Source organism: Pedobacter sp. KBW06 (assembly GCF_003852525.1).
Taxonomy (GTDB): Bacteria; Bacteroidota; Bacteroidia; order Sphingobacteriales; family Sphingobacteriaceae; genus Pedobacter.
In genome coordinates this window covers 340,812-364,359 of the sequence record NZ_QAJL01000005.1, presented here as the reverse complement: position 1 = coordinate 364,359, position 23,548 = coordinate 340,812, and the positions used below count along the sequence as shown (strand labels likewise).

The 23,548-nt window shown below is 43.1% G+C and carries 24 protein-coding genes; 12 read left to right on the top strand and 12 right to left on the bottom strand.

The genetic code is table 11. The features are described from left to right. Window positions 1–22: 22 nt before the first annotated feature. Complete coding sequence (locus DBR43_RS27740) at window positions 23–2,182, top strand: FUSC family protein (protein ID WP_124586590.1); 2,160 nt, start codon at window positions 23–25, stop codon at window positions 2,180–2,182. Window positions 2,183–2,233: 51 nt separating this feature from the next. Next, window positions 2,234–2,644, top strand: coding sequence for an organic hydroperoxide resistance protein (locus DBR43_RS27735; RefSeq protein ID WP_124586589.1), 411 nt, complete (start codon window positions 2,234–2,236; stop codon window positions 2,642–2,644). A 48-nt stretch (window positions 2,645–2,692) separates the two neighbouring features. Here the strand turns inward: DBR43_RS27735 and bioB are convergent, their stop codons facing one another. The 4 genes from bioB to DBR43_RS27710 are packed head-to-tail and all read right to left on the bottom strand — an operon-like array spanning window position 2,693 to window position 6,817. Continuing rightward, window positions 2,693–3,700 carry a biotin synthase BioB gene (bioB, locus tag DBR43_RS27725; protein WP_124586588.1) on the bottom strand — a complete coding sequence of 336 codons (1,008 nt, stop codon included), beginning with the start codon at window positions 3,698–3,700 and terminating at the stop codon, window positions 2,693–2,695. 15 nt (window positions 3,701–3,715) lie between these two features. Beyond that, a complete protein-coding gene (gene mgtE, locus DBR43_RS27720; protein WP_124586587.1) occupies window positions 3,716–5,065 on the bottom strand; it encodes a magnesium transporter in 1,350 nt (449 codons plus the stop codon). Window positions 5,066–5,092: 27 nt separating this feature from the next. Then, the gene (gene corA / locus DBR43_RS27715; protein WP_124586586.1) at window positions 5,093–6,211 is read right to left on the bottom strand and encodes a magnesium/cobalt transporter CorA; all 1,119 of its coding nucleotides are present in this window, start codon (window positions 6,209–6,211) and stop codon (window positions 5,093–5,095) included. Window positions 6,212–6,214: 3 nt separating this feature from the next. After that, a complete protein-coding gene (locus DBR43_RS27710; RefSeq protein WP_124586585.1) occupies window positions 6,215–6,817 on the bottom strand; it encodes a WbqC family protein in 603 nt (200 codons plus the stop codon). A 101-nt stretch (window positions 6,818–6,918) separates the two neighbouring features. Between DBR43_RS27710 and DBR43_RS27705 the strand changes: the two genes are divergently transcribed. Together DBR43_RS27705 and DBR43_RS27700 are read left to right on the top strand one after the other, a co-directional pair. Further along, window positions 6,919–7,734 carry a lysophospholipid acyltransferase family protein gene (locus DBR43_RS27705; RefSeq protein ID WP_233603242.1) on the top strand — a complete coding sequence of 272 codons (816 nt, stop codon included), beginning with the start codon at window positions 6,919–6,921 and terminating at the stop codon, window positions 7,732–7,734. Further along, entirely contained in the window at window positions 7,734–8,753 is a 1,020-nt protein-coding gene (locus DBR43_RS27700; RefSeq protein ID WP_124586583.1) for a glycosyltransferase family 2 protein, read from the top strand. Before DBR43_RS27705 ends, DBR43_RS27700 begins: the two co-directional genes overlap by 1 nt. A gap of 83 nt (window positions 8,754–8,836) precedes the next feature. Here the strand turns inward: DBR43_RS27700 and DBR43_RS27695 are convergent, their stop codons facing one another. Next, the gene (locus tag DBR43_RS27695) at window positions 8,837–9,799 is read right to left on the bottom strand and encodes a M20/M25/M40 family metallo-hydrolase (protein ID WP_124586582.1); all 963 of its coding nucleotides are present in this window, start codon (window positions 9,797–9,799) and stop codon (window positions 8,837–8,839) included. 7 nt (window positions 9,800–9,806) lie between these two features. Next, a complete protein-coding gene (aroQ, locus tag DBR43_RS27690; protein ID WP_124586581.1) occupies window positions 9,807–10,226 on the bottom strand; it encodes a type II 3-dehydroquinate dehydratase in 420 nt (139 codons plus the stop codon). A 44-nt stretch (window positions 10,227–10,270) separates the two neighbouring features. Between aroQ and xerD the strand changes: the two genes are divergently transcribed. Continuing rightward, window positions 10,271–11,170 carry a site-specific tyrosine recombinase XerD gene (gene xerD, locus DBR43_RS27685; protein WP_124586580.1) on the top strand — a complete coding sequence of 300 codons (900 nt, stop codon included), beginning with the start codon at window positions 10,271–10,273 and terminating at the stop codon, window positions 11,168–11,170. A gap of 11 nt (window positions 11,171–11,181) precedes the next feature. Here xerD and prmC read toward each other — a convergent pair whose 3' ends face one another. Further along, window positions 11,182–12,018 carry a peptide chain release factor N(5)-glutamine methyltransferase gene (gene prmC / locus DBR43_RS27680; RefSeq protein WP_124586579.1) on the bottom strand — a complete coding sequence of 279 codons (837 nt, stop codon included), beginning with the start codon at window positions 12,016–12,018 and terminating at the stop codon, window positions 11,182–11,184. Between the two features lie 48 nt (window positions 12,019–12,066). On the opposite strand from prmC, the gene ribD reads away from it, so the two are divergent. The 5 genes from ribD (at window position 12,067) to DBR43_RS27655 (ending at window position 15,943) form a co-directional block, all read left to right on the top strand. After that, a complete protein-coding gene (gene ribD / locus DBR43_RS27675; protein ID WP_124586578.1) occupies window positions 12,067–13,119 on the top strand; it encodes a bifunctional diaminohydroxyphosphoribosylaminopyrimidine deaminase/5-amino-6-(5-phosphoribosylamino)uracil reductase RibD in 1,053 nt (350 codons plus the stop codon). A 2-nt stretch (window positions 13,120–13,121) separates the two neighbouring features. Continuing rightward, complete coding sequence (locus DBR43_RS27670; protein WP_124586577.1) at window positions 13,122–13,988, top strand: DMT family transporter; 867 nt, start codon at window positions 13,122–13,124, stop codon at window positions 13,986–13,988. Then, a complete protein-coding gene (locus DBR43_RS27665; protein WP_124586576.1) occupies window positions 13,978–14,592 on the top strand; it encodes an IMPACT family protein in 615 nt (204 codons plus the stop codon). Before DBR43_RS27670 ends, DBR43_RS27665 begins: the two co-directional genes overlap by 11 nt. A gap of 61 nt (window positions 14,593–14,653) precedes the next feature. Next, on the top strand, window positions 14,654–15,523 hold the full coding sequence (locus DBR43_RS27660; RefSeq protein ID WP_124586575.1) for a nucleoside phosphorylase: 870 nt from the start codon (window positions 14,654–14,656) through the stop codon (window positions 15,521–15,523). A 99-nt stretch (window positions 15,524–15,622) separates the two neighbouring features. Next, complete coding sequence (locus DBR43_RS27655; RefSeq protein WP_124586574.1) at window positions 15,623–15,943, top strand: hypothetical protein; 321 nt, start codon at window positions 15,623–15,625, stop codon at window positions 15,941–15,943. A 213-nt stretch (window positions 15,944–16,156) separates the two neighbouring features. On the opposite strand, the gene DBR43_RS27650 is transcribed toward DBR43_RS27655, so the two are convergent. After that, a complete protein-coding gene (locus tag DBR43_RS27650) occupies window positions 16,157–18,448 on the bottom strand; it encodes a GH92 family glycosyl hydrolase (protein WP_124586573.1) in 2,292 nt (763 codons plus the stop codon). A 182-nt stretch (window positions 18,449–18,630) separates the two neighbouring features. Between DBR43_RS27650 and mnmA the strand changes: the two genes are divergently transcribed. Beyond that, on the top strand, window positions 18,631–19,722 hold the full coding sequence (gene mnmA / locus DBR43_RS27645) for a tRNA 2-thiouridine(34) synthase MnmA (RefSeq protein ID WP_124586572.1): 1,092 nt from the start codon (window positions 18,631–18,633) through the stop codon (window positions 19,720–19,722). A 28-nt stretch (window positions 19,723–19,750) separates the two neighbouring features. Here the strand turns inward: mnmA and DBR43_RS27640 are convergent, their stop codons facing one another. From DBR43_RS27640 to DBR43_RS27625, 4 genes are all read right to left on the bottom strand, one after another. Next, the gene (locus tag DBR43_RS27640; RefSeq protein ID WP_124586571.1) at window positions 19,751–20,698 is read right to left on the bottom strand and encodes a bifunctional metallophosphatase/5'-nucleotidase; all 948 of its coding nucleotides are present in this window, start codon (window positions 20,696–20,698) and stop codon (window positions 19,751–19,753) included. Beyond that, entirely contained in the window at window positions 20,676–21,437 is a 762-nt protein-coding gene (locus DBR43_RS27635; protein ID WP_124586570.1) for a 5'-nucleotidase C-terminal domain-containing protein, read from the bottom strand. Before DBR43_RS27635 ends, DBR43_RS27640 begins: the two co-directional genes overlap by 23 nt. Before the next feature lie 107 nt (window positions 21,438–21,544). Beyond that, window positions 21,545–22,057 (bottom strand): glutathione peroxidase, encoded by a 513-nt coding sequence (locus DBR43_RS27630; RefSeq protein WP_124586569.1) that lies wholly within the window; start codon window positions 22,055–22,057, stop codon window positions 21,545–21,547. Window positions 22,058–22,200: 143 nt separating this feature from the next. Beyond that, on the bottom strand, window positions 22,201–22,401 hold the full coding sequence (locus DBR43_RS27625) for a hypothetical protein (protein ID WP_199757145.1): 201 nt from the start codon (window positions 22,399–22,401) through the stop codon (window positions 22,201–22,203). Window positions 22,402–22,689: 288 nt separating this feature from the next. Between DBR43_RS27625 and DBR43_RS27620 the strand changes: the two genes are divergently transcribed. Further along, window positions 22,690–23,547, top strand: coding sequence for a DMT family transporter (locus DBR43_RS27620; RefSeq protein WP_124586568.1), 858 nt, complete (start codon window positions 22,690–22,692; stop codon window positions 23,545–23,547). Window position 23,548: the final 1 nt, after the last annotated feature.

Genomic DNA, 23,548 nt, shown 5'->3' with positions numbered 1-23,548 from the left:
ATTATACCACTAATTTTACGCTATGTTTAATCGTCCAATCAGGAGTATTCAGGATTTCTTATTAAGTACATATTTTGCGGATGGGCTTCGGATTACCTTTGGGGTGCTCTGCCCCTCCCTCATTCTCGCTCAATTTGGAATGCTTCAGTATGGAATGACCTTATCCTTAGGGGCTTTGTGTGCCAGCATCGTAGATACTCCCGGGCCGATTGTCCACCGGAGAAATGCAATGCTCATCACCACTGTCCTGATTGCAATGATGTCTATTTTGGTAGGCCTGACAAATGCTAACGTCTATTTCATTGGAACCCTGCTGTTTATCCTCAGCTTTGTCTTTTCCATGTTTTTCGTCTATGGATTGAGGTCGGCGGCAATTGGAACGGCTGCATTGCTGGTTATGGTGCTAAGTATTGACGACATCAGGCCCTGGAAAGAGGTTTTAGTCTTTGCTTTACTCATTTTTACCGGCAGTATCTGGTACACCCTGCTGAGCTATTTTGTCTACAGGATCCGTCCATTCCGATTGGTGCAGCAGACACTCAGCGATTCCATACATGAAATCAGTGAATTTCTACGTGCCAAAGCTAAATTTTATCATCAGAATACCGATTACGACGAAAACTATGCAGACCTGCTGCAGTTGCAGGTCCTGGTTCACGAAAAACAGGATGCCGTTAGAGAAGTATTGTTTAAAACCAGGGAGATTGTCAGAGAATCAACGCCGGAAGGACGTTTTCTTTTATTGGTCTTTGTGGATATGGTGGACCTGTTTGAACAGGTCATGTCTACTTATTATAATTACCAGCAATTGCATGACCAGTTTGATGAGTCCGGAATTTTAGTCCACTACGAGGCAGTGATCAGAAAGATTGCGGCAGAGCTGGATGAAATTGCATTTGCGCTTAAGACAGGTGGCACGCCCAGTCCGCCTGCCGCCCTGATCGAGGATGTCTCTAAACTGAGAAAAGAAATCACCGATCTGGAAAGCAAAAACATCGATGGCAAATACAATACTTTAGGCATTATTGCCCTTAAAAATATTGAAGTCAATATTGAGAACATCCTTTCCAGGGTAAGGACCATCAATGGTTATTTCAATAAGAAAGAAAAGAAAAATCTTAAACCCAGGGAGATTGATGTGGAGCGTTTCATCACGAGACAGCCCATCGATTTAAAAATCCTGCTGGAGAATTTGACCTTTAGCTCTTCTATTTTCAGGCACTCACTGAGGGTGGCAATTGTGATGCTGATCGGCTTTGTGGTGGCAAGGATGCTGAACTTTTCCCACAGCTACTGGATCTTGCTGACCATTCTCGTGATCTCCAAACCCGGCTTTAGCCTCACTAAAAAGAGGAATTACGAAAGGCTGATTGGAACCGTTGTCGGTGCATTTATCGGGATGGGCATCCTGGTCTATATCCATGATAAAAATACGCTCTTTATCATTCTGCTGTTTTGTATGATCGGCTGTTATAGCTTCCAGCGGAAAAATTATGTGGTCAGTGTCTTGTTCATGACGCCCTATATTCTGGTGCTGTTTGATTTCCTGGGCATGGGAGGATTGTCTGTGGCGAGGGAAAGAATTTATGATACCCTGATCGGCTCAGGAATTGCGCTGCTCGCCAGTTATTCTTTATTCCCCAACTGGGAACATCAGAAACTGAAAGAAGCCATGCTCGATACACTGAAGGCAAACATGAACTACTTTGAACAGGTGACCTTCCTGTATGCAGACCAGGTGCATAACCTGACCAATTACAAGGTGGCGAGAAAAGAAGTCTATGTGACGACCGCCAATCTGGCTTCTCTTTTTCAACGCATGTTTTCCGAGCCGAAGAGCAAGCAGTTGCTGATGGCAGAGCTTCATCAGTTTACGGCTTTAAATCACCTGCTGTCTTCCTATGTCGCAACCTTATCCTTATACAATAAGGAACATTCCTATCTGATCAAAGATTTTGAAGACCTGAAACCGGTGGTCAACAATACCACCTATCTGATGAACCTTTCAATAGAAGTGCTGTCCAACCATACCAGTACGATCAGCAATGTTCCTTTGATCAGGCAGAATATCGACAGTGAGCAGAAAGCCCAGGGCAATGAAATGATCATTCATGAGCAGTTCGACCTGATTCAGAAAGTGGCTTACGACATCTTTAAGCTCTGCGAAAAAATTAAAATCTAAAACTTTAATTCCATCAGGATTGTTGTTCTTCTATTAACAGCATTTTAAATTATGGAAAAAATATATACCGCATCCGTTACCGCAAAAGGTGGACGTGATGGTCATATCAAATCAAGCGACGGAACGATAGAATTCGATTTAAGAAAACCAAGAGAAATGGGCGGACAAGGTGGGGCCACCAATCCGGAGCAATTGTTTGCAGCAGCCTGGGGTCCCTGTTACCTGGGTGCACTGGGCGCAGTAGCGGCACATGATGGTGTCGACGTTTCGGAAGCTACAGTAGAAGTACATGTATCCTTCAATAAAGATGACAATGCCTTTGCATTGTCTGCGGACCTGGATGTACACATTCCCGGAATCACCACAGATGAAGCACAGAAACTGGCAGACAAAGCACATCGTGCCTGTCCTTATTCCAAAGCAACAAGGGGGAATATTGAAACCCGTGTAACCGCGATATAGAAAAGCGGATATAAAAAAAGAGCCCGGATTTTGATCCGGGCTCTTTTTTTATGCTGTAGTTTCTACAGGTTTCTGGAGTGTATTTGCAGGTCTGCCATTTTTAAAAGCTTCCCTGGTTTTCAGTCCGAGTATTTCAAACATCTTCATGTCGTCGGCAAAGTGCGGATTTGGTGTCGTCAGCAATTTATCACCGGCAAAAATAGAATTTGCTCCGGCCATGAAACAGAATGCCTGCTCTACCGTGCTCATTTCATTTCTTCCTGCGGATAAACGTACCACCGATTTAGGCATGATGATCCTTGCGGTAGCAATCATCCTGACCATCTCCCAGATTGGAATTCTGGGTTGGTTTTCCAGCGGGGTTCCTGCTACAGGAACCAAAGCATTGATCGGTACGGACTCCGGATGTTTAGGCAGGTTGGCCAATGTGCGCAACATCGAAACGCGGTCTTCATCCGTTTCACCAAGTCCCACAATTCCGCCACTGCAAACCGTTAATTTCGCTTTGCGGACGTTGTGTAAAGTGTTTAGTCGATCGTCATAAGTTCTGGTAGAAATGATCCTTTTATAGTCATCTTCAGAAGTATCCAGGTTGTGGTTGTACGCGTATAATCCGGCATCAGCAAGGCGTTGTGCCTGTGATTCAGTTAACATACCTAAAGTACAGCAAACTTCCATATCCAGTTCATTTACAGCTTTCACCATGTCAATTACACGGTCAAAATCCCTGTTGTCGCGTACTTCGCGCCATGCAGCGCCCATACACAAACGTGAAGCGCCTCCGGCTTTCGCCCTTTCTGCAGCTTCAACTACCTGATCTACTTTCATTAGAGCCTGAACTTCCAGACCGGTATTGTATCTTGCAGCCTGAGGACAATATGCGCAGTCTTCGGCGCATCCGCCTGTCTTTATAGATATCAATGAGCTGATCTGAACTTCAGAATAATCCTGATTTTCACGATGTATGGTGGCAGCTTCGTAAACCAGGTCCAGAAAAGGTTTGTGATATATTTCTGATATCTCCTCTTTGGTCCAGTTGTGTTTTGTTGGTTGCATATAGATTGTAAAAAATTAAAGTAATAGTTTGCTTGCTAATCCCAGCAAGAGCAAAAATCCGAAAACATCTGTAAATGTTGTAATAATTATTGAAGAAGCAATGGCCGGATCTATTCCAACCCTTTTTAATACCAGGGGAATGCCCGCTCCGGTAACCCCTGCAATCAGCAAATTACCCGTCATAGCCAGGAAAATAACGACGCCAAGCAAGGGATTGCTGTCAAAAAAAATGGCAAAAAGAAATACAATTAATCCGGTAACAGCCCCGTTGATCAGGCCTACGGTAAACTCTTTTAATACCGTGCGGTAAGCCTGGCTGTCGGTCAGGTCATATAAGGAAATCCTTCTTACCGTAACGGCGAGTGCCTGTGTGGCTGCGTTACCACCCATTCCGGCAATGATGGTCATGTAAGCAGAAAGCACCGCGATTTTCTCAATCGTAGAGCCAAAATGACGCACTACGGCAGAGGCCAGAAATGCAGTACCCAGATTGATGATCAGCCAGGGCAAACGGGATTTTACCGCTTCCACCCAGTTACCACTCAGTTCCTCATCTTCAGAAACCCCGGATATTTTCAGGATGTCCTCCGTATTTTCATCCTCCATAACGTCGATCACGTCATCAAAGGTGACCCTTCCGAGTAACTTCATGTCGTTATCCACTACGGGAATACTCGTAATGTTGTATTGGGAAATCAATCTCGCTACTTCCTCCTGATCGGTATCAGGGTGAACCCATGCGACTTCTGCCTTTACCAGCTCAGTGATGTGTACGTTTCCCTTCGCCTTGATGATGTCCTTTAAGGAAACGATTCCCTGAAATACATTCTGGTCATCAATAACAAATATGGTATAGAATTCTTCGATCTCTTCACTCTGGCGAATGATCTCATCGATTGCATCCTTTTTAGTTAAATTCAGGTTTACCCGGATAAACTCCGTGTTCATCAAACCACCCGCAGTCTTTTCGTCGTAGCTTAACAGGTTCCGGATATTCGAGGCATCATCCTCGCTCAGGTCTTCTAAGATTTCCTTTTGCTCGTGTTCCTCCAGCTGGGAAATGATGTCTGTTGCATCATCATAATCCAGCTCTTCCACGATCTCCGTCCGTTTATCCGGGTGGAGTTGTAAGAGCAGTTCCTCCGGATGGGATTCTTCATGCATTTCCGAGATGACCTCGGAAGCAATCTCAACCGACAGCAGGTTGATGATTCTCTGCCTGTCTTCACTTGTGAGGCTTTCAAACAGTATTGCTATTTCCGAGGCATGGTATTCCTCAAGAATAACTTTAAGTTGTTCATCATCACTATTTAAGGCGTTCTTGATTTTAGATACGTCTGTTTTGTCCAGGTCGAAAGATTGCATGCGTAGCCAAAGTTACAATAATCACACTTATTTAAACCATCCTTTGCGCCAGAAATATATGATTTGTAAAACCGCAATTGCAGCCATTACGATCATCGTATACAAATAGCCATGCTCCTGATAGAGCTCCGGCATATTCTTTGGCAGTAATTTATGGGTTACCGGATCTTCAATTGCAAAGTTCATTCCATAAATCCCTGCGATAAAAGTGAGCGGAATAAATATGGAAGAAATAATGGTCAGCACTTTCATGATTTCGTTCATCCTGTTGCTGATGATCGAAAGATACATGTCTATATTACTGGCAGAAATCTCTTTTAAAGATTCGACAATGTCGATGATCTGGATACAGTGGTCATAAGCATCGCGGATATAGATTTTCGTGTGGTCCGGAATCAAATGGGTATCACTTCTCAGGATATCGTTCAGCTTGTCGCGCTCTGGCCAGGCTACCCTCCTGATGTTGATCAGGTTTCTTTTGATCAGCTGTGTATCAAACATCACCGTCTTATCCGGTTTATCAAATAAGCGGTCTTCGATATTGTCCAGTTCGTCGCCCCAGGCACCCAGGATTTCGAAATAAGTATCAATGATCATGTCCATCAGCACATACATGAGGTAACTGCTGCCACCGGTCCGGATATTGCCCTTTCCTATTTTCAGGCGGGAACGTACCGGCTCCAGGCAATCTTCATAGTGCTCCTGGAAGGTGAAAAGTGCATTGTCGGTCAGCAGGAAGGAATATTGCTGGTTGTCCAGGTTCTGATGTTCATCCAGCTGCAGCATCCTGCTCACGGCAAAAACATGGTTGTCGTATTCTTCCTGCTTTGGCCGCTGATAGGTTCTGGTGATGTCTTCCAGAATCAATTTGTTGACTCCAAAGTCCTTAGATAACGTCTCGAATAAGGTCAGCGACTTAAATCCTTTGATCTCCACCCAAAAAGTGTAATTTTTGTCGGTAAGGATCTGTTTAAGGTTGCTGATGTCATTTAACTCCTGAACTTTATAACTTTCCGCATTGTACTGATAAAGATTGATGACCGGCTTTACCGCCTTCTCATCAATATAGATCATCCCCGGACTGGATCCGGCATGTGGTAAGGCATAATGCTGACGTTTTTTCTTGTGCTTTGGAGGTTTAGCCATACTTTATATATAGTTTTTAGCTTGAGGGCCCTGGTTAAACAACAAGTCTACGATGCTTAAGTTTGGCTTAAATCCTTCCCTGTCGTCAAAGACCTGGAAGTAAGGCTTAAACTCTCCTTCCGCCTTTTTAAACAAGGTTCTGCCACGGAAATCAAGCTCCGCAGGGATTTCATGGTATTCTGTGGTCATTTCAAAGCTGGCTGTGGTCTTTAACTGTTTAAACAGCCATTGAAGTACCTCCAGGTTATAATCGAAAAGGAAGTCGAATTTCTGATGGTAAAATTTAGAAAACTCGTCTTCATAGTATTCAAAATAGGCAGAATTGCGGTAACAACTCTCCAGACTTTTCCAGTGAAGGCGCTGCCAGTTAAAGTCATTACTGATTTTTACATCTTTAATTTTGGTATGTACTTTTTCTCCGCGGATCACCGGAACAATCAGGTCCAGGCTCCCGTTCGGGGAGTAAATTGTTGCCCTGTTCCTGAAAGTCTGTTTCGGGAAGTGCTCCTCTTTTTCCATCAGGAACTCATTTCCTGAACGCTTTAGTTCCTTAAAATAGCTGACTGGCGGAAGATAAAAAAGGGGGAATATAGCTAAACTTTGCATCTGATAATTTATGTTTGCATTCTTAATCCGCCAAAATAATGATAAAAAAAAGCTTTTCTCATATAGGAGTAGTTTTTTTAAACATTTTATCCCTTCTTCCTATGCCGCTGTTATACCTGATATCGGCCATGGGCTACTATATCCTGTATTATGTGGCGGGCTACAGAAAAAAGGTGGTGCGGGAGAACCTGATCAACTCCTTTCCTGAAAAGCCACTGAAAGAGATCATTGCGATCGAAAAAGAGTTTTTCAGGTACCTGTCTGACCTGACTTTTGAAATCATTAAAATGGCTTCGATCTCTGAGGAAGAGCTCAAAAAGCGGCTTAAATTCACCAACCTGCATCTGATTGAGGCCTATTTTGAAAAGGGCGAAAGTGTTTTGGCCTGCACCGGGCATTACGGCAATTGGGAATGGGGAATGATGTCTTTAGGATTAAACCTCTCGGAAAAGGCTTATGTAATTTATAAACCCCTAAATAACGGTATTTTTGACGATTGGTTTCTTAAAATGCGCAGCAGGTTTGGCAATACCGGAGTTCCGATGCGGCAAACGCTGAGGGTGCTCAGCACAGCGAAGGAACAGCCGAGCATATTTTGTTTTGCAAGTGACCAGAGCCCTGTTCGTGGGGAATCGCATTATTGGATTGACTTTTTAAACCAGGATACAGCCGCATTGCTGGGATTGGAAAAGATTGCGATACAAACCAAAAGACCCATCTTTTATTTTAAGTTAAAGTACATTAAAAGAGGATATTATGAAGTGGATTGTGTGCCGATCTGCCCTAAACCGGAAGAAACAGAAAAGCACGAGATTACCGATACACATTTCGAATTTTTAGAAGATATTATTAAAGAGAAACCGTCATACTGGCTATGGAGCCACAGACGATGGAAAAACAAACGAGAATACGTATAATGACAGACGCAAGTGTAGCAGTAGTGATTTTAAATTGGAATGGAAAGCTTCTGCTGGAGAAATTTTTACCCGGTGTAATTCAATCAGAGTACCCGAATTTACAAATTGTAGTAGGCGACAATGCTTCTACAGACGACTCAGTAGCCTTTGTAAAGGCCAATTACCCAGGAATTCGCGTCATTGTGAACGATAAAAACTATGGTTTTGCCGAAGGATACCGCAAACTGCTGGAACAGGTAGAGGCCGATTATTATGTATTGTTGAATTCTGATGTTGAAGTGCCCGCAAACTGGATTATACCGGTGATTGAGCTGATGGAAAAGGACGATAAAATTGCGGCTGCACAACCTAAAATAAAATGGCAAAAGGACAAATCAAAATTTGAATATGCCGGAGCAGCAGGCGGTTACCTGGACCTGCATTGTTTTCCATTTTGTCGCGGGCGGTTGTTTGACACCGTTGAAGATGACCATGGACAATATAATGATGTAAAAGAGATCTTTTGGGCAAGCGGTGCGGCTTTATTTATCAAAAGCAAATGCTGGAAAGAAGCAGGCGGACTGGATCCTGATTTCTTTGCACATATGGAAGAGATCGACCTCTGCTGGCGACTCAAGAATCTCGGTTATAAAGTGATGTATTGCCCGGATGCGGAAGTTTACCATGTTGGCGGAGGAACTTTGAATGCAAACAACCCCTATAAAACCTACCTGAATTTCAGGAACAACCTGATCATTATGCAGAAGAACCTTCCTTTAGGTGACGCTTATTTCAGGATCTTCATCCGGTTTTTCATCGACTTTGTTGCCCTGATACATTTCCTGCTGCAGGGAAAAGTAGATTTTGCAATGGCCGTGAGTAAAGCTCATTTCCATTTTTTCAAATACTTCTCCGCAAATGCGAAGAAAAGAACGAACAGACAGGTCAATTACCAGGAACATACCGGACATTATTCTTCCAGTATTGTCTATGCCTATTTCATTAAGAAAATCAGGTTTTTCAGCGGACTGGGAATTTAAATCCGGCTTGTTTTTTACAGGTTTGGTACTGTTTCTCATTGGATAAACAGTACTAAACCCATCCATTCTTCTTTTGAAGAACTTTAGTTTTTCTTTTCCGGAACAAACAAGATCGCTCCGCTCCTGTTTGCTACCGTCACCAGTGCCTTATAGATGTAATCGCATACCAGCTTTTCTCCGGCAATATTGATCAGTTTTCTATCGTCTTCAGGGGTATGGTATTGTGGATGTCCACCGGTATGAAAGCCCAAAACAGGGATGTTCTTCTTGTAAAAGGAAACATGGTCCGAGCCTCCTACATCATAGGCATTTACAATCGGGTTGATGCCGATCTCCGGCCCAAGGCTTTTCATCAGTTCCATTCCCCCGTCAAAAGTAGCTGCGCCACCCATGTACAAATGTTTCTCGCTATTCATCCTGCCCACCATGTCCATATTGATCATCAGTTTAATCTGCGACAATGGCACCAGGGGATGTTCTGTAAAATACTTTGAGCCCAGCAAACCTTGTTCTTCTGCTCCAAATGCAATGATCAGAATGCTGCGTTTCAGGTTTGCTTTATTTGCAGCGAGTTTTTCTGCGATCTCTAAAAGTGCAGCCGTTCCGCTTGCATTGTCGTCGGCACCATAATGAATGGCAGTGGTATCTGGTTTTTTGGAAGAAGCCCCTCCCATTCCCAGGTGATCATAATGGGCTCCTATCACTATAAATTCGTTTTTTAACTGCGGGTCGTTCCCTTCAATATAGCCGATCACATTTTGAGTTTTGGCATATGGGGTATCTGTGACTCCTTTTTTAACCCTTATTTTCGCGGTAAATTCCTGCAGGTAACTGCCCTGATATGGCGCAATACCTGATTTTTTAAATTGTTTGGTCAGGTATTCCACGACTTTTTTATTCTCTGCCGTTCCCGGGAAACGTCCCTTCATCTTTGGTGATGCCAGGGTCCAGAGGTGTTCTTTAAGTTCTTTTTCGGTAATGTCGGCTTGCGCAAAAGCAGATGCACTTATGGCAGAGCATAAGGCAAACAAAATAATTTTTCTCATGATCTCTTTAGCTTTTCAACAGACTTTCTATGGCCAAACGATAGCCATCAAGGCCAAATCCGGTCAATACCCCTTTACAGTTTTTACCAGTCAGCGATACATGTCTGTATTCTTCTCTCGCATAGATATTAGATACATGAACCTCGATTACCGGCGTATTGATCGCTGCAATGGCATCGGCAAGTGCCACAGAAGTATGGGTATACCCACCTGCATTGATCACAATTCCATCATATGTAAAACCAACTTCATGTAATTTATTGATCAGCTCTCCTTCTACATTGCTTTGAAAATAATCGATTTCCAGAATGCTGTACATCGCCCTTAATTGTTCGATATACTCGTCAAAACCTAAACTTCCGTAGATTCCCGGCTCACGAATACCTAAAAGGTTTAAATTTGGGCCGTTAATAATTTGTATCTTCATTAGCTCAAACTTAAAGTTAAAAAGTTACAGTAGAAAATTTTTGTGTGATTAATAACCCTTACTTCCCTTCTTTTAAAGCGTATTTGAAACTGGAACGATCCCTTTCATCGAACTCCATTGAGGCCTATCTGAATGATGTTCAAAAGCTGTTTCAATACTTCGAATCCGTCAATAAAACACCTCATGTTAAGGAGATTACTGCGGGCGACCTGAAGTTGTTCATCTCCTGGATCAATGAGCTGGGAATGCAGGCTTCCACACAGGCAAGAGTGCTTTCGGGGATCAAATCTTTCTTTGGTTTTCTTTTACTGGAACAGATCATTGCAGAAGATCCTTCGGCATTGATCGAGACCCCAAGGCTGAGCAGAAAGCTTCCGGATGTCCTGAACATCGAAGAGATCAACGGATTAATTGCCGCCATAGATGCGGCAAAACCCGAAGGAATGCGAAACAAGGCCATTCTGGAAGTGCTTTACAGTTGCGGTCTGCGGGTAACGGAATTGATAAACCTGAGGATTTCCAATGTTTTTCCCGATGCAGAGTTTATCAAAGTTATTGGAAAAGGAAATAAAGAAAGGATTGTCCCCATCGGACAGTCGGCCCTGAAATACATCAAAATCTATCTGGAAGAAAGCAGGGTTCATGTTCCTGTACAAAAAGGACAGGAAGATTTTATCTTCTTAAACCGTCGTGGAAGCGGATTGTCCAGGATTTCAGTCTTTACACTGATCAAAGACCTCGCTTTAAAATCCGGTTTGAAGAAAAGCATCAGCCCACATACCTTCAGACATTCCTTTGCAACGCATTTGATTGAGGGTGGCGCAGATCTGCGTGCAGTACAGGAAATGCTTGGGCATTCCAGCATTACCACTACAGAGATTTATACCCACCTGGACCGCGATTACCTGAAAGGCATCATCACAGAATTTCATTCCAGAACTTAAACAGCAACCTGCTATAAGCGGGCACGAATCATGCGGTCTTTTCCCTGCATATCTTTTCTCAATTCAATGGAAATAAAAGATTTATCCTTTAACATCTGAATGGTTTCCTTAGCTAAATACTCATTGATCTCGAAGTACAAAGCACCATTTTTCTTTAAGTTGCGCAGGGCAAAATCAGCCACTGCTTCATAGAACAGCAAGGGCCTTTCGTCGGTAACGAACAAAGCCAGGTGCGGTTCATGAGCAAGAACATTCTGATGCATTGCTGCCCTTTCCTTTTCTGTAATGTAAGGCGGATTGCTCACAATAATGTCAAACTCAGTCCTGCTTTGAAAAGTTAAAATGTCGGCATGAATAAAGCTGACCTCGGTTTGATTGATCAATGCATTTTCTGAGGCGATCCGGAGCGCTTCTTCAGAAATATCAACCGCAGTTACGCTGGCATCTTTCAGGTGTTTCTTTAAGCTGATGGCAATACAACCCGTCCCCGTACCAAAGTCGACCACTACCTGCCCCTCTGCTTTTTCTTCCAGAATCCAGTCTACCAGCTCCTCTGTTTCAGGTCTTGGAATCAAAACCGCCTCGTTGACCTTAAAGACTGCCCCGTAGAAAAAAGCTTCTCCCAGCAGGTACTGAATCGGCTTCTGCGCCTTTAAACCTTCCAAAATGCTGATAAATGAACGGAGTATTTCCGGCCCCGGTTGTTTTTCCCAGTTTAACATCAGCTGGCTTCTCCTGAGTTGTAACAAGTGTTCTACGCTGATGGAAAAAATAGACTTAACTTCCTCTTCCTCATAAACATCCTTCAATTCTTCCTTAAAATGATGTAATAACTGGCTTAAATTCATGCCCTGCAAAAGTAAGTAAATCGAACAATATACCTTACTTTTGCTTCAATGACCGATGAATTATATATGCAAAGATGCCTGGAACTGGCTAGCCTGGGAATGGGTAATGTAAGCCCAAACCCAATGGTAGGTTGTGTCATCGTAAGCGAAGGGAAAATTATAGGTGAAGGATACCACCAGAAAATTGGGGAGGCCCATGCCGAAGTAAATGCGGTAAAAGCAGTATTTGAAAGGTACGGAAACGAAGCAGCGGCATTGTTGTTAAAAAACGCGACTGCCTATGTCTCTCTGGAGCCCTGTGCCCATTTTGGCAAAACCCCTCCCTGTGCCGACCTCCTGATCAGGCATGAGCTTAAGCGCGTCGTTATAGGAAACCGGGACCCCTTTGAAGCTGTAGACGGCAAAGGTATCGGGAAACTAAAAAATGCAGGAATTGAAGTCATTTCCGGTGTGCTTGAAAAGGAATGTTCCTGGTTAAACCGTCGCTTTTTCACCAGAATTCTACAAAAAAGACCGTACATCATCCTGAAATGGGCCAGAACGGCCAATGGTTTTTTTGCTCCTGTAGGAGACGAACAGCGCTGGATCAGTTCCCCGCTTGCTAAACGCCTGGTCCACAAATGGAGAACGGAAGAGGATGCAGTGCTTGTTGGAAAAAGAACGGCCATGGTAGACAACCCCCAGCTCAATGCACGCGAGTGGCCAGGCAGAAATCCTGTCCGCCTGCTGATCGACCGGAACCTTGAGGTTCCATCTGAACATCATCTTTATGATGATGCTGCTAAAACAATTATATTCAACGAAGTAAAGACAGATGTTGTTGGCAGTGTCCACTTCGTCCAAATGGAAGATATGCAGTATTACCTGCCTCAAAAGATTGCTTTTCAACTGTACCTGATGGACATTCAGTCTGTGATTATCGATGGCGGGGCGAACCTTCTGGATCAGTTTATCAGCGCAGGATTATGGGATGAAGCAAGGGTATTTACCGCTTCCATTTCCTGGCCGGATGGTGTGTTGTCGCCACAAATCAATGGAATGATCACAGAGACACAGCAAATTGGAAAAGACCAGCTGAGCATTTATCAAAATAAGCGTTAAACATGATCTATTTAATTATCAGTATCTGTTGCAGCGTAACCGTTGCCGTATTGTTAAAACTTGCCCGCAGGTATAAAATAAACATTCTACAGGCGGTGACCTGGAACTACCTCTTTGCCATTGCAATGAGCTGTTTCTTTTTTAAACCTTCTTTAAAAGAGCTATCCGGTGCTTCCTTCTCTCCTGTTTACCTGGGCCTTGGCGTTTTACTACCCGTAGTTTTCTGGTTTCTAGCTGCTTCGGTCAGAAATATTGGCATTGTAAAAACGGACATTGCACAGCGTTTATCCTTGTTTATTTCTATCCTTGCTGCCTATTTTCTGTTTGGAGACCATTTTAACACCCTAAAAGTCCTGGGCCTGATCCTGGGATTTCTGGCCATTATCCTCACCTTGTACCGGAAAACGAAATCCTCTGCCAATGCGGGCAGCTGGATCTATCCATTGCTGGTATTTGTGGGCTTTGGCGCAATAGATATCCTCTTTAAACAGGTTTCCCAGCTGAAACAAATCCCTTATACCAGTTCATTGATCCTGATCTTCGGTCTTTCCTTTATCATTTCCCTGATCGCCATTCTTTATCTTTCTGTGGTTAAAAAACAGAAACTGCAATTGGTGAACTTTCTTTGTGGCTGTATCCTTGGATTTTTCAATTTCGGAAACATTCTCTTTTACCTGAAAGCACACCAGGCCATGGCCAAGAGCCCATCTACGGTATTTGCCGCCATGAACATTGGGGTGATCATTTTAGGAAGCCTGATCGGCATTCTCATTTTTAAAGAAAAAATGAACAAGTACAATTATGCAGGCCTGGCACTTGCATTAATGGCCATCATTTTAATACGACTATCCCAGATATATGCTTTTTGACGATACCTACAGAACCATCACCAGTCCTTCCGAAGGCCTCTTTAAAGACCGTGGAAGTAAATTTCTCGGCTTTGCTTACCCGATCCGGTCAGAAGATGAAGTAAAAGCACTTCTTGCCCATCTTCGCTCGGAACATGGAAAAGCAAGGCATTTCTGCTGGGCTTTACGCCTCAGTCCGGACCGTGGCGTATTTAGGATTCAGGACGATGGAGAGCCTTCGGGGACTGCAGGAAGACCCATTTTAAATGCTTTACTCTCTGCCGACGTCACCAATATCCTCGTGGTGGTGGTCCGTTATTTTGGCGGAACCTTACTCGGTGTTCCGGGCTTGATCAATGCCTACAAAACTGCGGCTGTGGAAGCGATCCAGGCTGCGGAGGTGGTGGAAAGAACAGTGAACGATATTTATGAGGTTACTTTTGATTACCTGATGATGAACGATGTGATGCGCCTTTTCAAAGAGGAGCAGCTGAACATCCTGTCCCAGAATTTTGACAATTCCTGTACGATCAGGTTTGAAGTACGGAAAGCCAGTTTGAATGTCGTTTTAGGCAAGCTGGAAAAGATCGAAGGCCTGAAAACGGCCTACCTTTTTACTTCCTGATCGATAAATTCTAGGTAAACTCATCGTCGTTTCATAGGTTTGTGAGATCAATCTCCAAATTATGGGAAATAAATTATCTGAAGCAGATTTAATCATCAATCAGGACGGTACCATTTACCACCTGAACTTATTACCTGAAGACCTTGCCCATACGGTAATTACCGTGGGTGATCCGGACCGGGTTTCTGAAATATCCAAACATTTTGACCGCATAGAACTCAAAAAGGGAAAGCGTGAATTTCTGACACATACCGGTTATCTTGGCCAGAAGCGGATTACCGTGATCTCTACAGGGATCGGAACAGACAATATCGACATTGTCTTTAATGAACTAGATGCCCTGGTAAATGTTGATTTTGAAACCAGGGAAGTGAAAAAAGACCTGGTATCCCTGGACATCATTCGCGTGGGAACTTCCGGTGCCATACAGGCAGACCTGCCCATGGGCACCATTCTCGCCTCTTCTTTCGGCCTGGGGCTGGATGCTTTAATGAAGTATTACATCCATGAATTGTCTGTGGACGAGCGTCCGATTCTGGAAGCCTTCCATTCCCACGCCTCACACATCAAAGGAATTCATCCTTACCTGACTGCCGCTGACCCTGGTTTGTTAAACCGGATCGGAGGAGAAATGGTACAGGGAATTACCGTGACTGCCCCTGGATTTTATGCGCCTCAGGGCAGACAGGTCCGTGCAAAGAATGCGATTCCTAATTTCATCGAATTGCTGAATACTTTCCAGTATGGCAAATACAGGATCACCAATCTGGAGATGGAAACCGCCGGCATTTATGCACTGGCAAAAGCCCTCGGACATAAGGCGCTTTCGGTGAATGCCATTCTTGCAAGCAGGGTAAATTTTGAATTTAGTAAAACACCCGATCAGGTCGTGGATAAAGCCATCCGGATGGTCCTTGATAAATTGAGCTAAACTAGGGCTCATGGTAACGATTTGTGTTTGAGTCATTTTCAGAATTTTCAAACAAAACGTTGCTGATCGTGTTGATTTGGTAATATAGAACGAAGAATTATGTTTGGAATATTAAAGAATAAATTAGGGATTATAGCAGCAAAATCATTGTTAAGTGCATACGATACGGAAGAATTAGACGCAGGCAAAAGAATAGTTTCTATCATCGCGGGTGCTTATATCTTTCAAAGAGGCATAAGGGCCATTTCAAAACACCCTTTTCTTGGCATACAAGAGACTTTATTAGGTGGAATATTATTGTATAACGGTGCAGTAGGCATCAATAAAAAGATCATTAGAAAACCAACAGAGCTTTCTGATATCAGGAGAAATCAAATTCAGGGAAATGATCCGGACAGTGCTGTTCCGGCTTTCGTTTAAGGAATAGATAGGGCCGGAGGACCCGGCCGTATCAAACCTAAATTTTATACGACAAACGCCTGTCTATGAGCGATTATTGATCGTAACATGAATATCTGCATTATTTTTATAAAAACCATGAAATCCGCTAAAATTCTTAATTGATTTTAGCGGATTTTATGGTTTTATTCCTGTTGGTTGTAAATTATCAGCTTTTGGTTGATTAATTATAACCTATTTTGAATTTTTAGTCGGTTTTGAAGACATATAGAATGTTAATTTGCCACCTTTTACAATATCTTGATGTTTAATCATATTTCCCGTTAAGATATTTCCATTTAACAGTACTTTTTGTACATAAACATTTTTATCACTCTGGTTAATGGCATCAATACTAAAGGTCTTCCCTCCTTCCAGTTGTAAACTGGCAGACTTTACGGCCGGGCTTCCCAGTGCATACTCATCTGAGCCCGGAGAAACCGGATAGAAGCCTAAAGAAGAAAACATATACCAGGCGCTCATCTGGCCACAATCGTCATTTCCTCCCAATCCGTCCGGTGTCGGTTTGTATTGCATTTTTAAAATCATGCGGACCCTTTGCTGCGTTTTCCAGGGTTGACCCGCCCAGTTGTACAAATATGCCACATGGTGGGCAGGTTCATTGCCATGCACATATCCGCCAATAATCCCTTCTCTGGTAATGTCTTCGGTATCGGCAAAAAATTCGTCCGGAAGGTGCATGTTGAATAAGCTGTCTATCCGGGCGCCAAACTTCTGTTTTCCTCCCATTGCAGCCATTAAGGATTCCGGATCATGAGGTACAAAAAAGCTGTAGTTCCAGGTATTTCCTTCTATAAATCCTTGTCCGTGGGTGCTCAGTACATCAAAATCCTTTTTAAAAGTACCGTCGGCCAGTCTCGGGCGCATAAAGCCAATGCTTTTATCATATACGTTTTTCCAGTTCCCAGAGCGTTTCAAAAAGCTTTCATAAATGTCCTGCTTACCCAGTTTTTTAGCGATCTGCGCGATACACCAATCGTCGTAAGCATATTCCAGGGTATTCGAAACCGAGGTTCCGCTGCTCTCTGCGGGAATGTATCCCATATCAATGTATTTTCCTATGCCCTCATAATTACGGTGATTAGCAGTCGTAATACAGGCCTCCAGTGCTTTTCCGGCATCACCATCGTATACGCCTTTGATAATTGCATCAGCAAGGACAGAAACACTATGGTAACCGCTCATGCACCAGTTGTCGTTTGCATAATGCGACCAGATTGGCAGCATTTTCAAGGCACTCTGATCGTAATGGGCCATCATCGACTTCACCATATCGTTGTTTCTGGATGGCTGAATGAGGTTAAAGAAAGGATGCAAGGCCCTGTAAGTATCCCAAAGCGAGAAGGTGGTGTAATTGGTAAAACCATTAGCCTGATGTACGTTCTGGTCCAGTCCTTTGTATTGTCCGTTTACATCCCCATAGGTAGTCGGGTTGATAAAGGCATGGTACATTGCAGTATAAAAATTCACCTTATCATCTTCCGAAGCGTTGATACTGATCTTGTTCAGTTCTTTGTTCCATTCTGCCTGTGCCTGTGTTTTAACCTGATCAAAGTCCCAGCCCGGAATCTCTGTGCGCATGTTCTCCAGGGCATTGTCCTGACTTACCGGAGAGAGGGCGAATTTGATCTTAACCTGCTCCTGCTCATTGGTATTGAAGTCAAAATGCATTCTGATCCTTCTTCCTGCAATTTCAGGAAAGTTGTTGTTCTGGTCAAATTTCCGCCAGAAACCGCCATACACCTGTTTCTTATCAAAGTTTTTCTGTCCGTAGCTTTTGAAAGGCTTTGAAAAGGACATGGCAAAATAAACCGTTCTGGTTCTGGCCCAGCCATTCGTTTGACGGTATCCGGTGATCAGGCTGTCGTTGACCACCCTTACATACGTCCATACCGTTTTCTCATCATAATTGTAAATGCCCGACATCAGGTCGAGGATGATGTGCGACTCCGCCGATTTTGGAAAAGTATAGCGGTGCATCCCTACCCTTTTGCTGGCTGTTAGCTCGGCCTGGATCTGATGATCATCCAGTTTTACTTTATAATACCCTGCTTCTGCGGTTTCATTCTGATGGGAAAAAGCAGAGCGAAAGCCGCTTTTAGGAACATCGGCTGTTCCAGGGTTCATTTTTAAGGCACCTTGAGTAGGCATGATCAGGAAATCTCCGAGATCGGAATGCCCCGTTCCGCTAAAATGCGTATGGCTAAAACCGACAATCGTCTTGTCTTCATATTTATAACCTGCACAATATTTATAGACATCGCCATTGTACTTCCCGTTGAGTTCATAGGAAAGTGTGTCTGTATCCGGGCTCAGCTGTACCGATCCGAATGGAAGTGTTGCGCCAGGATAGGTATGGCCCATCTTCTGGGTGCCAATGATCGGTTTTACGTACTTTACCAGGCCCTGTTGTGCCTGAGTAGAAAGTGCGGGAAACAGTAAACAAAACAATAAAGCTTTCTTCATTTTCTGATTTGAAATTTTTTATGATAATCCTAAGATATAAATAATATGGAAAGAATCAGCTTTATTAAGTTGCTATAACGTTTAATCAGCACTTTAATCATTTCTCCTTTTTACAAGTAACTGACGGCAGAAATGAGAATGTATCAGTAAAAACCTTTATTTTTGCGTCAGAATAAATTATAATGAGTAAACTCGGTAGAATATTGGTAGCCATGAGTGGCGGGGTAGATAGTTCAGTAGCGGCAGTAATGTTACACGAACAAGGATATGAAGTTATCGGATTGACCATGAAGACATGGGACTATGCGACCTCAGGTACCAGCGGTAAGGAAACCGGATGTTGCAGCCTGGACAGCATCAACGATGCGCGTACTTTGGCGGTAAATTACGGATTCCCACACTATATATTAGACATCAGGGATGAGTTCGGTGATTATGTAATTGATAACTTCGTTGATGAATATCTTGCAGGCCGGACGCCAAACCCTTGTGTTTTATGTAACACCCATATCAAATGGGAAGCTTTATTGAAACGTGCCAACAAACTGGATTGCGAGTTTATCGCTACCGGTCACTATGCCAACGTAAGGCAACACGACAATGGCCGTCATGTGATCTCCAAGGGTCTGGACGAAAATAAGGATCAGTCTTATGTACTTTGGGGTGTTTCTCAGGAAAACCTGGCGCGTACAAAATTCCCTCTGGGATCTTTTGCGAAGGCAGATATCCGTCAGATGGCTTTAGACATGGGACAGGAAGAACTGGCTAAGAAAAGCGAAAGCTATGAAATCTGCTTTGTTCCGGACAATGATTACCGTGCTTTCTTAAAGCATAAAGTTGGCGATCTGGAAGACCGTGTTGCAGGTGGTAACTTCATTACCAGCAATGGAATGGTGGTTGGACAACATAAAGGATATCCTTTCTACACCATCGGACAGAGAAAAGGTTTGGGCATTGCCTTTGGCGAACCCATGTTTGTAACCCAGATCCTTCCGGAAAGCAATACTGTTGTTCTGGGAAGAGCAGATGAGCTGGAACGCAGAGAAGCTATGGTTAGAAATGTAAACCTGATTAAATATGAGCACATTTTAGAACCTATGGATAACGTGGTGACTAAAATCAGGTATAAAGATGCAGGAACCCTAAGTACTATTGTTCAGGAGAAAGATAAAATGCGCGTGGTATTTGATCATTCTGTATCTGCAATAGCACCGGGCCAGTCCGCAGTATTCTATGAAGGAAACGACCTTCTTGGAGGCGGTTTCCTTTGCTAATAGTTATGAATTTCCGGTTAGGCTCAGCTTAACCATCTAAATGATCTGAAATGGTATAAGGTGCGGCAGTTTGAATACGCTTGCCCTTATATCTTTCAAAATAATAATCCAGTCGGCCGAGGTTAATCCCGGCAAATCCTACCTGATTGATCGTCGTGATCTTTCCATCCAGATTCTGAATGTCTTCCGGCTGATCCATAAAAGTATGGGTATGCCCTCCAATGATCAAATCAATATTCCTCGTATTTCTGGCCAGGACCTGATCAGAATCCCTATTGCTGTCGTACCGGTATCCCAAATGAGATAAACAGATCACCAGGTCGCATTGAAGGTCGTTTTTTAACAGGCTTGCCATTTTATTTGCCGTTTCTACAGGATCCAGAAACTGTGTTTCTGCATAGTTTCGGTCTGCAACAAGGCCCTTGAGTTTGATCCCAATTCCAAACACCCCTATTTTTATGCCTTGTTTTTTAAAGATTTTATAAGGCTGTGTAGACTTGTTTAATAAGGTGTTGGAGAAATCATAGTTACTGCAGAGCACAGGGAAACTGGCATGGGGCAATTGTTTGTAAAAGCCTTCCAATCCGTTGTCGAAATCGTGGTTTCCCATTGTCGCCGCATCATATTTCATTTCAGACATCAGCTTAATTTCCAGTTCACCGCCGTATTTGTTGAAATAAGGTGTGCCCTGGAAGATATCTCCTGCATCAAATAACAGGACATTTTCCTCCTTTGCACGGATGGCATTGACCAGTGCAGACCGTCTTGCCGTTCCGCCCAGTCCCTGGTATTTAGAGCCGTCCATAGGGAAAGGTTCGATCCTGCTGTGTACATCGTTGGTATGTAATATCGTGAGCTTGACCAAATCTCCGGCCGCGATGGCATCAAAAGCATTTAAGTTCAGGGCAACTGCTGCAGCTGCCATCCCTCCCGTTTTAAGGAAGTTTCTACGGTTAATCTTTAGTAATTCTTCCATCTAATTTTGGGTTGATTGTTTTACCGGCGGCTTCATTTTCTTTAATATAGGTAACCAGTGCATCACGCATTCTGACGCCAACGATCTTTTTCTCAATTGGTTTTTTGAAGCTTTGTACATTGTCGCCACCTTCGGCAACATAGTCTGAAGTCAGGACCTTATAGTTTCTTGCCGGATCCAAAGGTTTTCCATTGATCATCACGTCTGTAGGCTGATCGTTGACAATTTTCATCCTCAATCCTGCAACCGGCTGACCACCGGTTCTGGCGATGAAATTGAGCAGGTTCTGTACGTCTGAAGGACTTAAGGTAAAGATCACCATTTCGTTCTCAAAAGGCATGACCTCAAAAATATTAGACATTTTCACCTCTCCTTTTGGGATATCCACGCGGATGCCACCATTGGTGGAAGGCATAGCGAAATCAATTGCCGGATCGTATTTAAGGGCTTCGTGGAGTAAAGCATCAGAAAAGAAATTTCTCAGCAGGTTCTCAGGCACCTTATCATTTTTGCTCATCAGCACGTCGGAATGTCCGATTACCGTGTTCATCTCCTGTTCCATCTTTATTTTATAAGGAAGGTAGGTTTTGATCAGGGTGCTGTCGACAGCGCGTTCATTGTTCATCTTGTACTCCGCACGGTTGCTTTTTACCAGTTTGTAATGGCTACCGCAGGAAATCAAAAAGAAAGGAATGGCAGCTAATGCCAGGTATTTTCTCAATGGTTGGATATACTGCATAATTATTTCAAAGCCCAAAGTTAACTTAATCTATGCGTTTTGGGATTAAAAAAAAGAGAAATCCCGGTTAAGGATTTCTCTTTTGATGTCTAAAAAGAAAAAATTGACTACAGGTTTTTAGTCAGCTCTTCGCTCATAGGTGTTACTTTAGATCTGAAACGGTGAACCAATTGTCCTTTTTCATTGATCAGAAATTTCTCGAAGTTCCAGTTGATGTCTCCTGTGAAATCAGGGTTCTCCTCTGAGGTCAGGTATTTGAACAATGGATTGATGTCCGTTCCTTTTACGCTTACTTTTTCACTTAATAAAAAGGTAACGCCAAAGTTCTTTTTACAGAAATCCTGAATCTCAGCATTGGTTGCCAATTCCTGTCCGCCGAAATTACCAGCCGGGAAACCAATCAATACTACATTTTTACCATATTGTTTGTGCAATTTTTCCAGGGCCTCATATTGTGGCGTGTAACCACATTTCGAAGCGGTATTCACAATCAGGATTTTCTTTCCCTTAAATTTAGAAAGCTTTACTTCCTTGCCATCAATGGTTTTGAAGCTGAAGTCATAAATGCTTTTTGCCGGTGGAGTGAACATCAGGCTCAGTAATATTAATAATGTATTCATTTTTAGTTTTTTTATAATGTATAAACGAAGTTAAGCACAAAAAGGTTTATTATATATAATTAAATAGTAAAGATGTGAGGTGCTTTAACAACTTCGGAGACAAAGCGAAAACGGATTCGTCTCCAAACTCTTGTCCATAGGAATTATAGCTTTTCAACTTCTTCAATGGAAAGGCCGGTAGTTTTGGCAATCAATTCAGCTGACAAACCTTCTTTTTTGAGATTTATAGCGATTTCGAATTTCCCTTCTAGTCTCGCTTTTTTCTCCGCGTAACGAATACCGGCATTCCAGTCAGATTTTGCTTTTACATCCGAGTGGTACAATTCGCGTTCTTCTTTGGTCATTCTACTCATTTCCGCAATTGGCTAGCTATATTTGTCATTCTGTTCAGTTTAAATGAACACAAAATACTGCAGATAAAACCGAAAAACCTGAGAATCCAAAACAAAGTTTCTGAGCTCAAAAAGCTGGATTTCAAAACAATACATTGAAGTACAGCGCTTAGCTTACGCAGCAATAAACACTATCTGCAAAGCCATACCCGGATAAGACAGCGTGTCCTAAGAGACAATCAGGCGCCTATCATACGAAGCTGTTTTTTTCTTATTTTTAATCAAAAAACCAAATATCAAATGAGTAGTTCTGCCTTAATATTGTTGATCGCAGCTGCGATACTACACGCAGTATGGAACCTGATCACCAAACAAGTCAATGGCAAACTCGCGTTTTTCTGGTTAATCTCTCTGTTTTCGGCCATCATTTACCTTCCCCTACTGATCTTTCAATTGGTCAGCAGCCCAATTCAATATACAGGCAGTTTATTTCTTTTTGGGATTATCAGTGCGTTATTACATCTTTTTTATTTTGTAGCGTTACAACTTGGTTATCGAAAAGCTGACCTCTCGGTCGTTTATCCTGTTGCAAGGGGTGCCGGGCCGGTATTTAGCATTATAGGCGCCATACTGATCTTTGCCGAGCGGCCGGGAATTATGGCCATCCTGGGTAGCCTGCTTATTGTCTGCGGGGTCGTACTGATGACCGGGCTTAAAATCAAAAAAGACGTTGCAATACTAAAGGGGTTCTATTATGGAATGCTGACCGGCTTTTTAATCTCTACCTATACCTTATGGGATAAATTCGCTGTGGTCACACATCATGTCTCTGCGGTTTTCATCACTTTTGCTTCCATTGTACTTCCTTTAATCGTCTTATTGCCAATCCCTATCCGAAGGTCAGAGGAGGTGTTACTGGAATTAAAAAAGCATTGGAAGCAGGGACTGGCGGTGGCTGTTTTCCAGCCTCTATCCTATTTGCTGGTATTAATTGCGATGAAAACGACGCCACTCAGCTACGTCGCACCGATAAGAGAGTTGAGTATTGTATTTGCCGTGTTTTTTGGTGCCAACCTCTTAAAAGAAAAAGACAGCAGGAAACGAATCATAGCAGCACTAATCATCCTTACCGGCATATCAATCCTGGCAATTGCTTAGA

Excerpts from the sequence above, each read along its gene's own strand:
- aroQ (WP_124586581.1), bottom strand. The coding sequence starts at position 10,226 with ATGAAGATACAAATTATTAACGGCCCAAATTTAAACCTTTTAGGTATT.
- DBR43_RS27635 (WP_124586570.1), bottom strand. The coding sequence starts at position 21,437 with ATGCAGTATATCCAACCATTGAGAAAATACCTGGCATTAGCTGCCATT.
- DBR43_RS27735 (WP_124586589.1), top strand. The coding sequence starts at position 2,234 with ATGGAAAAAATATATACCGCATCCGTTACCGCAAAAGGTGGACGTGAT.
- DBR43_RS27710 (WP_124586585.1), bottom strand. The coding sequence starts at position 6,817 with ATGCAAAGTTTAGCTATATTCCCCCTTTTTTATCTTCCGCCAGTCAGC.
- DBR43_RS27625 (WP_199757145.1), bottom strand. The coding sequence starts at position 22,401 with ATGACCAAAGAAGAACGCGAATTGTACCACTCGGATGTAAAAGCAAAA.
- prmC (WP_124586579.1), bottom strand. The coding sequence starts at position 12,018 with ATGAATTTAAGCCAGTTATTACATCATTTTAAGGAAGAATTGAAGGAT.
- DBR43_RS27740 (WP_124586590.1), top strand. The coding sequence starts at position 23 with ATGTTTAATCGTCCAATCAGGAGTATTCAGGATTTCTTATTAAGTACA.
- DBR43_RS27695 (WP_124586582.1), bottom strand. The coding sequence starts at position 9,799 with ATGAGAAAAATTATTTTGTTTGCCTTATGCTCTGCCATAAGTGCATCT.
- DBR43_RS27630 (WP_124586569.1), bottom strand. The coding sequence starts at position 22,057 with ATGAATACATTATTAATATTACTGAGCCTGATGTTCACTCCACCGGCA.
- DBR43_RS27620 (WP_124586568.1), top strand. The coding sequence starts at position 22,690 with ATGAGTAGTTCTGCCTTAATATTGTTGATCGCAGCTGCGATACTACAC.
- DBR43_RS27650 (WP_124586573.1), bottom strand. The coding sequence starts at position 18,448 with ATGAAGAAAGCTTTATTGTTTTGTTTACTGTTTCCCGCACTTTCTACT.
- DBR43_RS27655 (WP_124586574.1), top strand. The coding sequence starts at position 15,623 with ATGTTTGGAATATTAAAGAATAAATTAGGGATTATAGCAGCAAAATCA.
- bioB (WP_124586588.1), bottom strand. The coding sequence starts at position 3,700 with ATGCAACCAACAAAACACAACTGGACCAAAGAGGAGATATCAGAAATA.
- DBR43_RS27705 (WP_233603242.1), top strand. The coding sequence starts at position 6,919 with ATGCCGCTGTTATACCTGATATCGGCCATGGGCTACTATATCCTGTAT.
- mnmA (WP_124586572.1), top strand. The coding sequence starts at position 18,631 with ATGAGTAAACTCGGTAGAATATTGGTAGCCATGAGTGGCGGGGTAGAT.
- DBR43_RS27640 (WP_124586571.1), bottom strand. The coding sequence starts at position 20,698 with ATGGAAGAATTACTAAAGATTAACCGTAGAAACTTCCTTAAAACGGGA.
- DBR43_RS27670 (WP_124586577.1), top strand. The coding sequence starts at position 13,122 with ATGATCTATTTAATTATCAGTATCTGTTGCAGCGTAACCGTTGCCGTA.
- mgtE (WP_124586587.1), bottom strand. The coding sequence starts at position 5,065 with ATGCAATCTTTCGACCTGGACAAAACAGACGTATCTAAAATCAAGAAC.
- DBR43_RS27660 (WP_124586575.1), top strand. The coding sequence starts at position 14,654 with ATGGGAAATAAATTATCTGAAGCAGATTTAATCATCAATCAGGACGGT.
- DBR43_RS27665 (WP_124586576.1), top strand. The coding sequence starts at position 13,978 with ATGCTTTTTGACGATACCTACAGAACCATCACCAGTCCTTCCGAAGGC.
- ribD (WP_124586578.1), top strand. The coding sequence starts at position 12,067 with ATGACCGATGAATTATATATGCAAAGATGCCTGGAACTGGCTAGCCTG.
- corA (WP_124586586.1), bottom strand. The coding sequence starts at position 6,211 with ATGGCTAAACCTCCAAAGCACAAGAAAAAACGTCAGCATTATGCCTTA.
- DBR43_RS27700 (WP_124586583.1), top strand. The coding sequence starts at position 7,734 with ATGACAGACGCAAGTGTAGCAGTAGTGATTTTAAATTGGAATGGAAAG.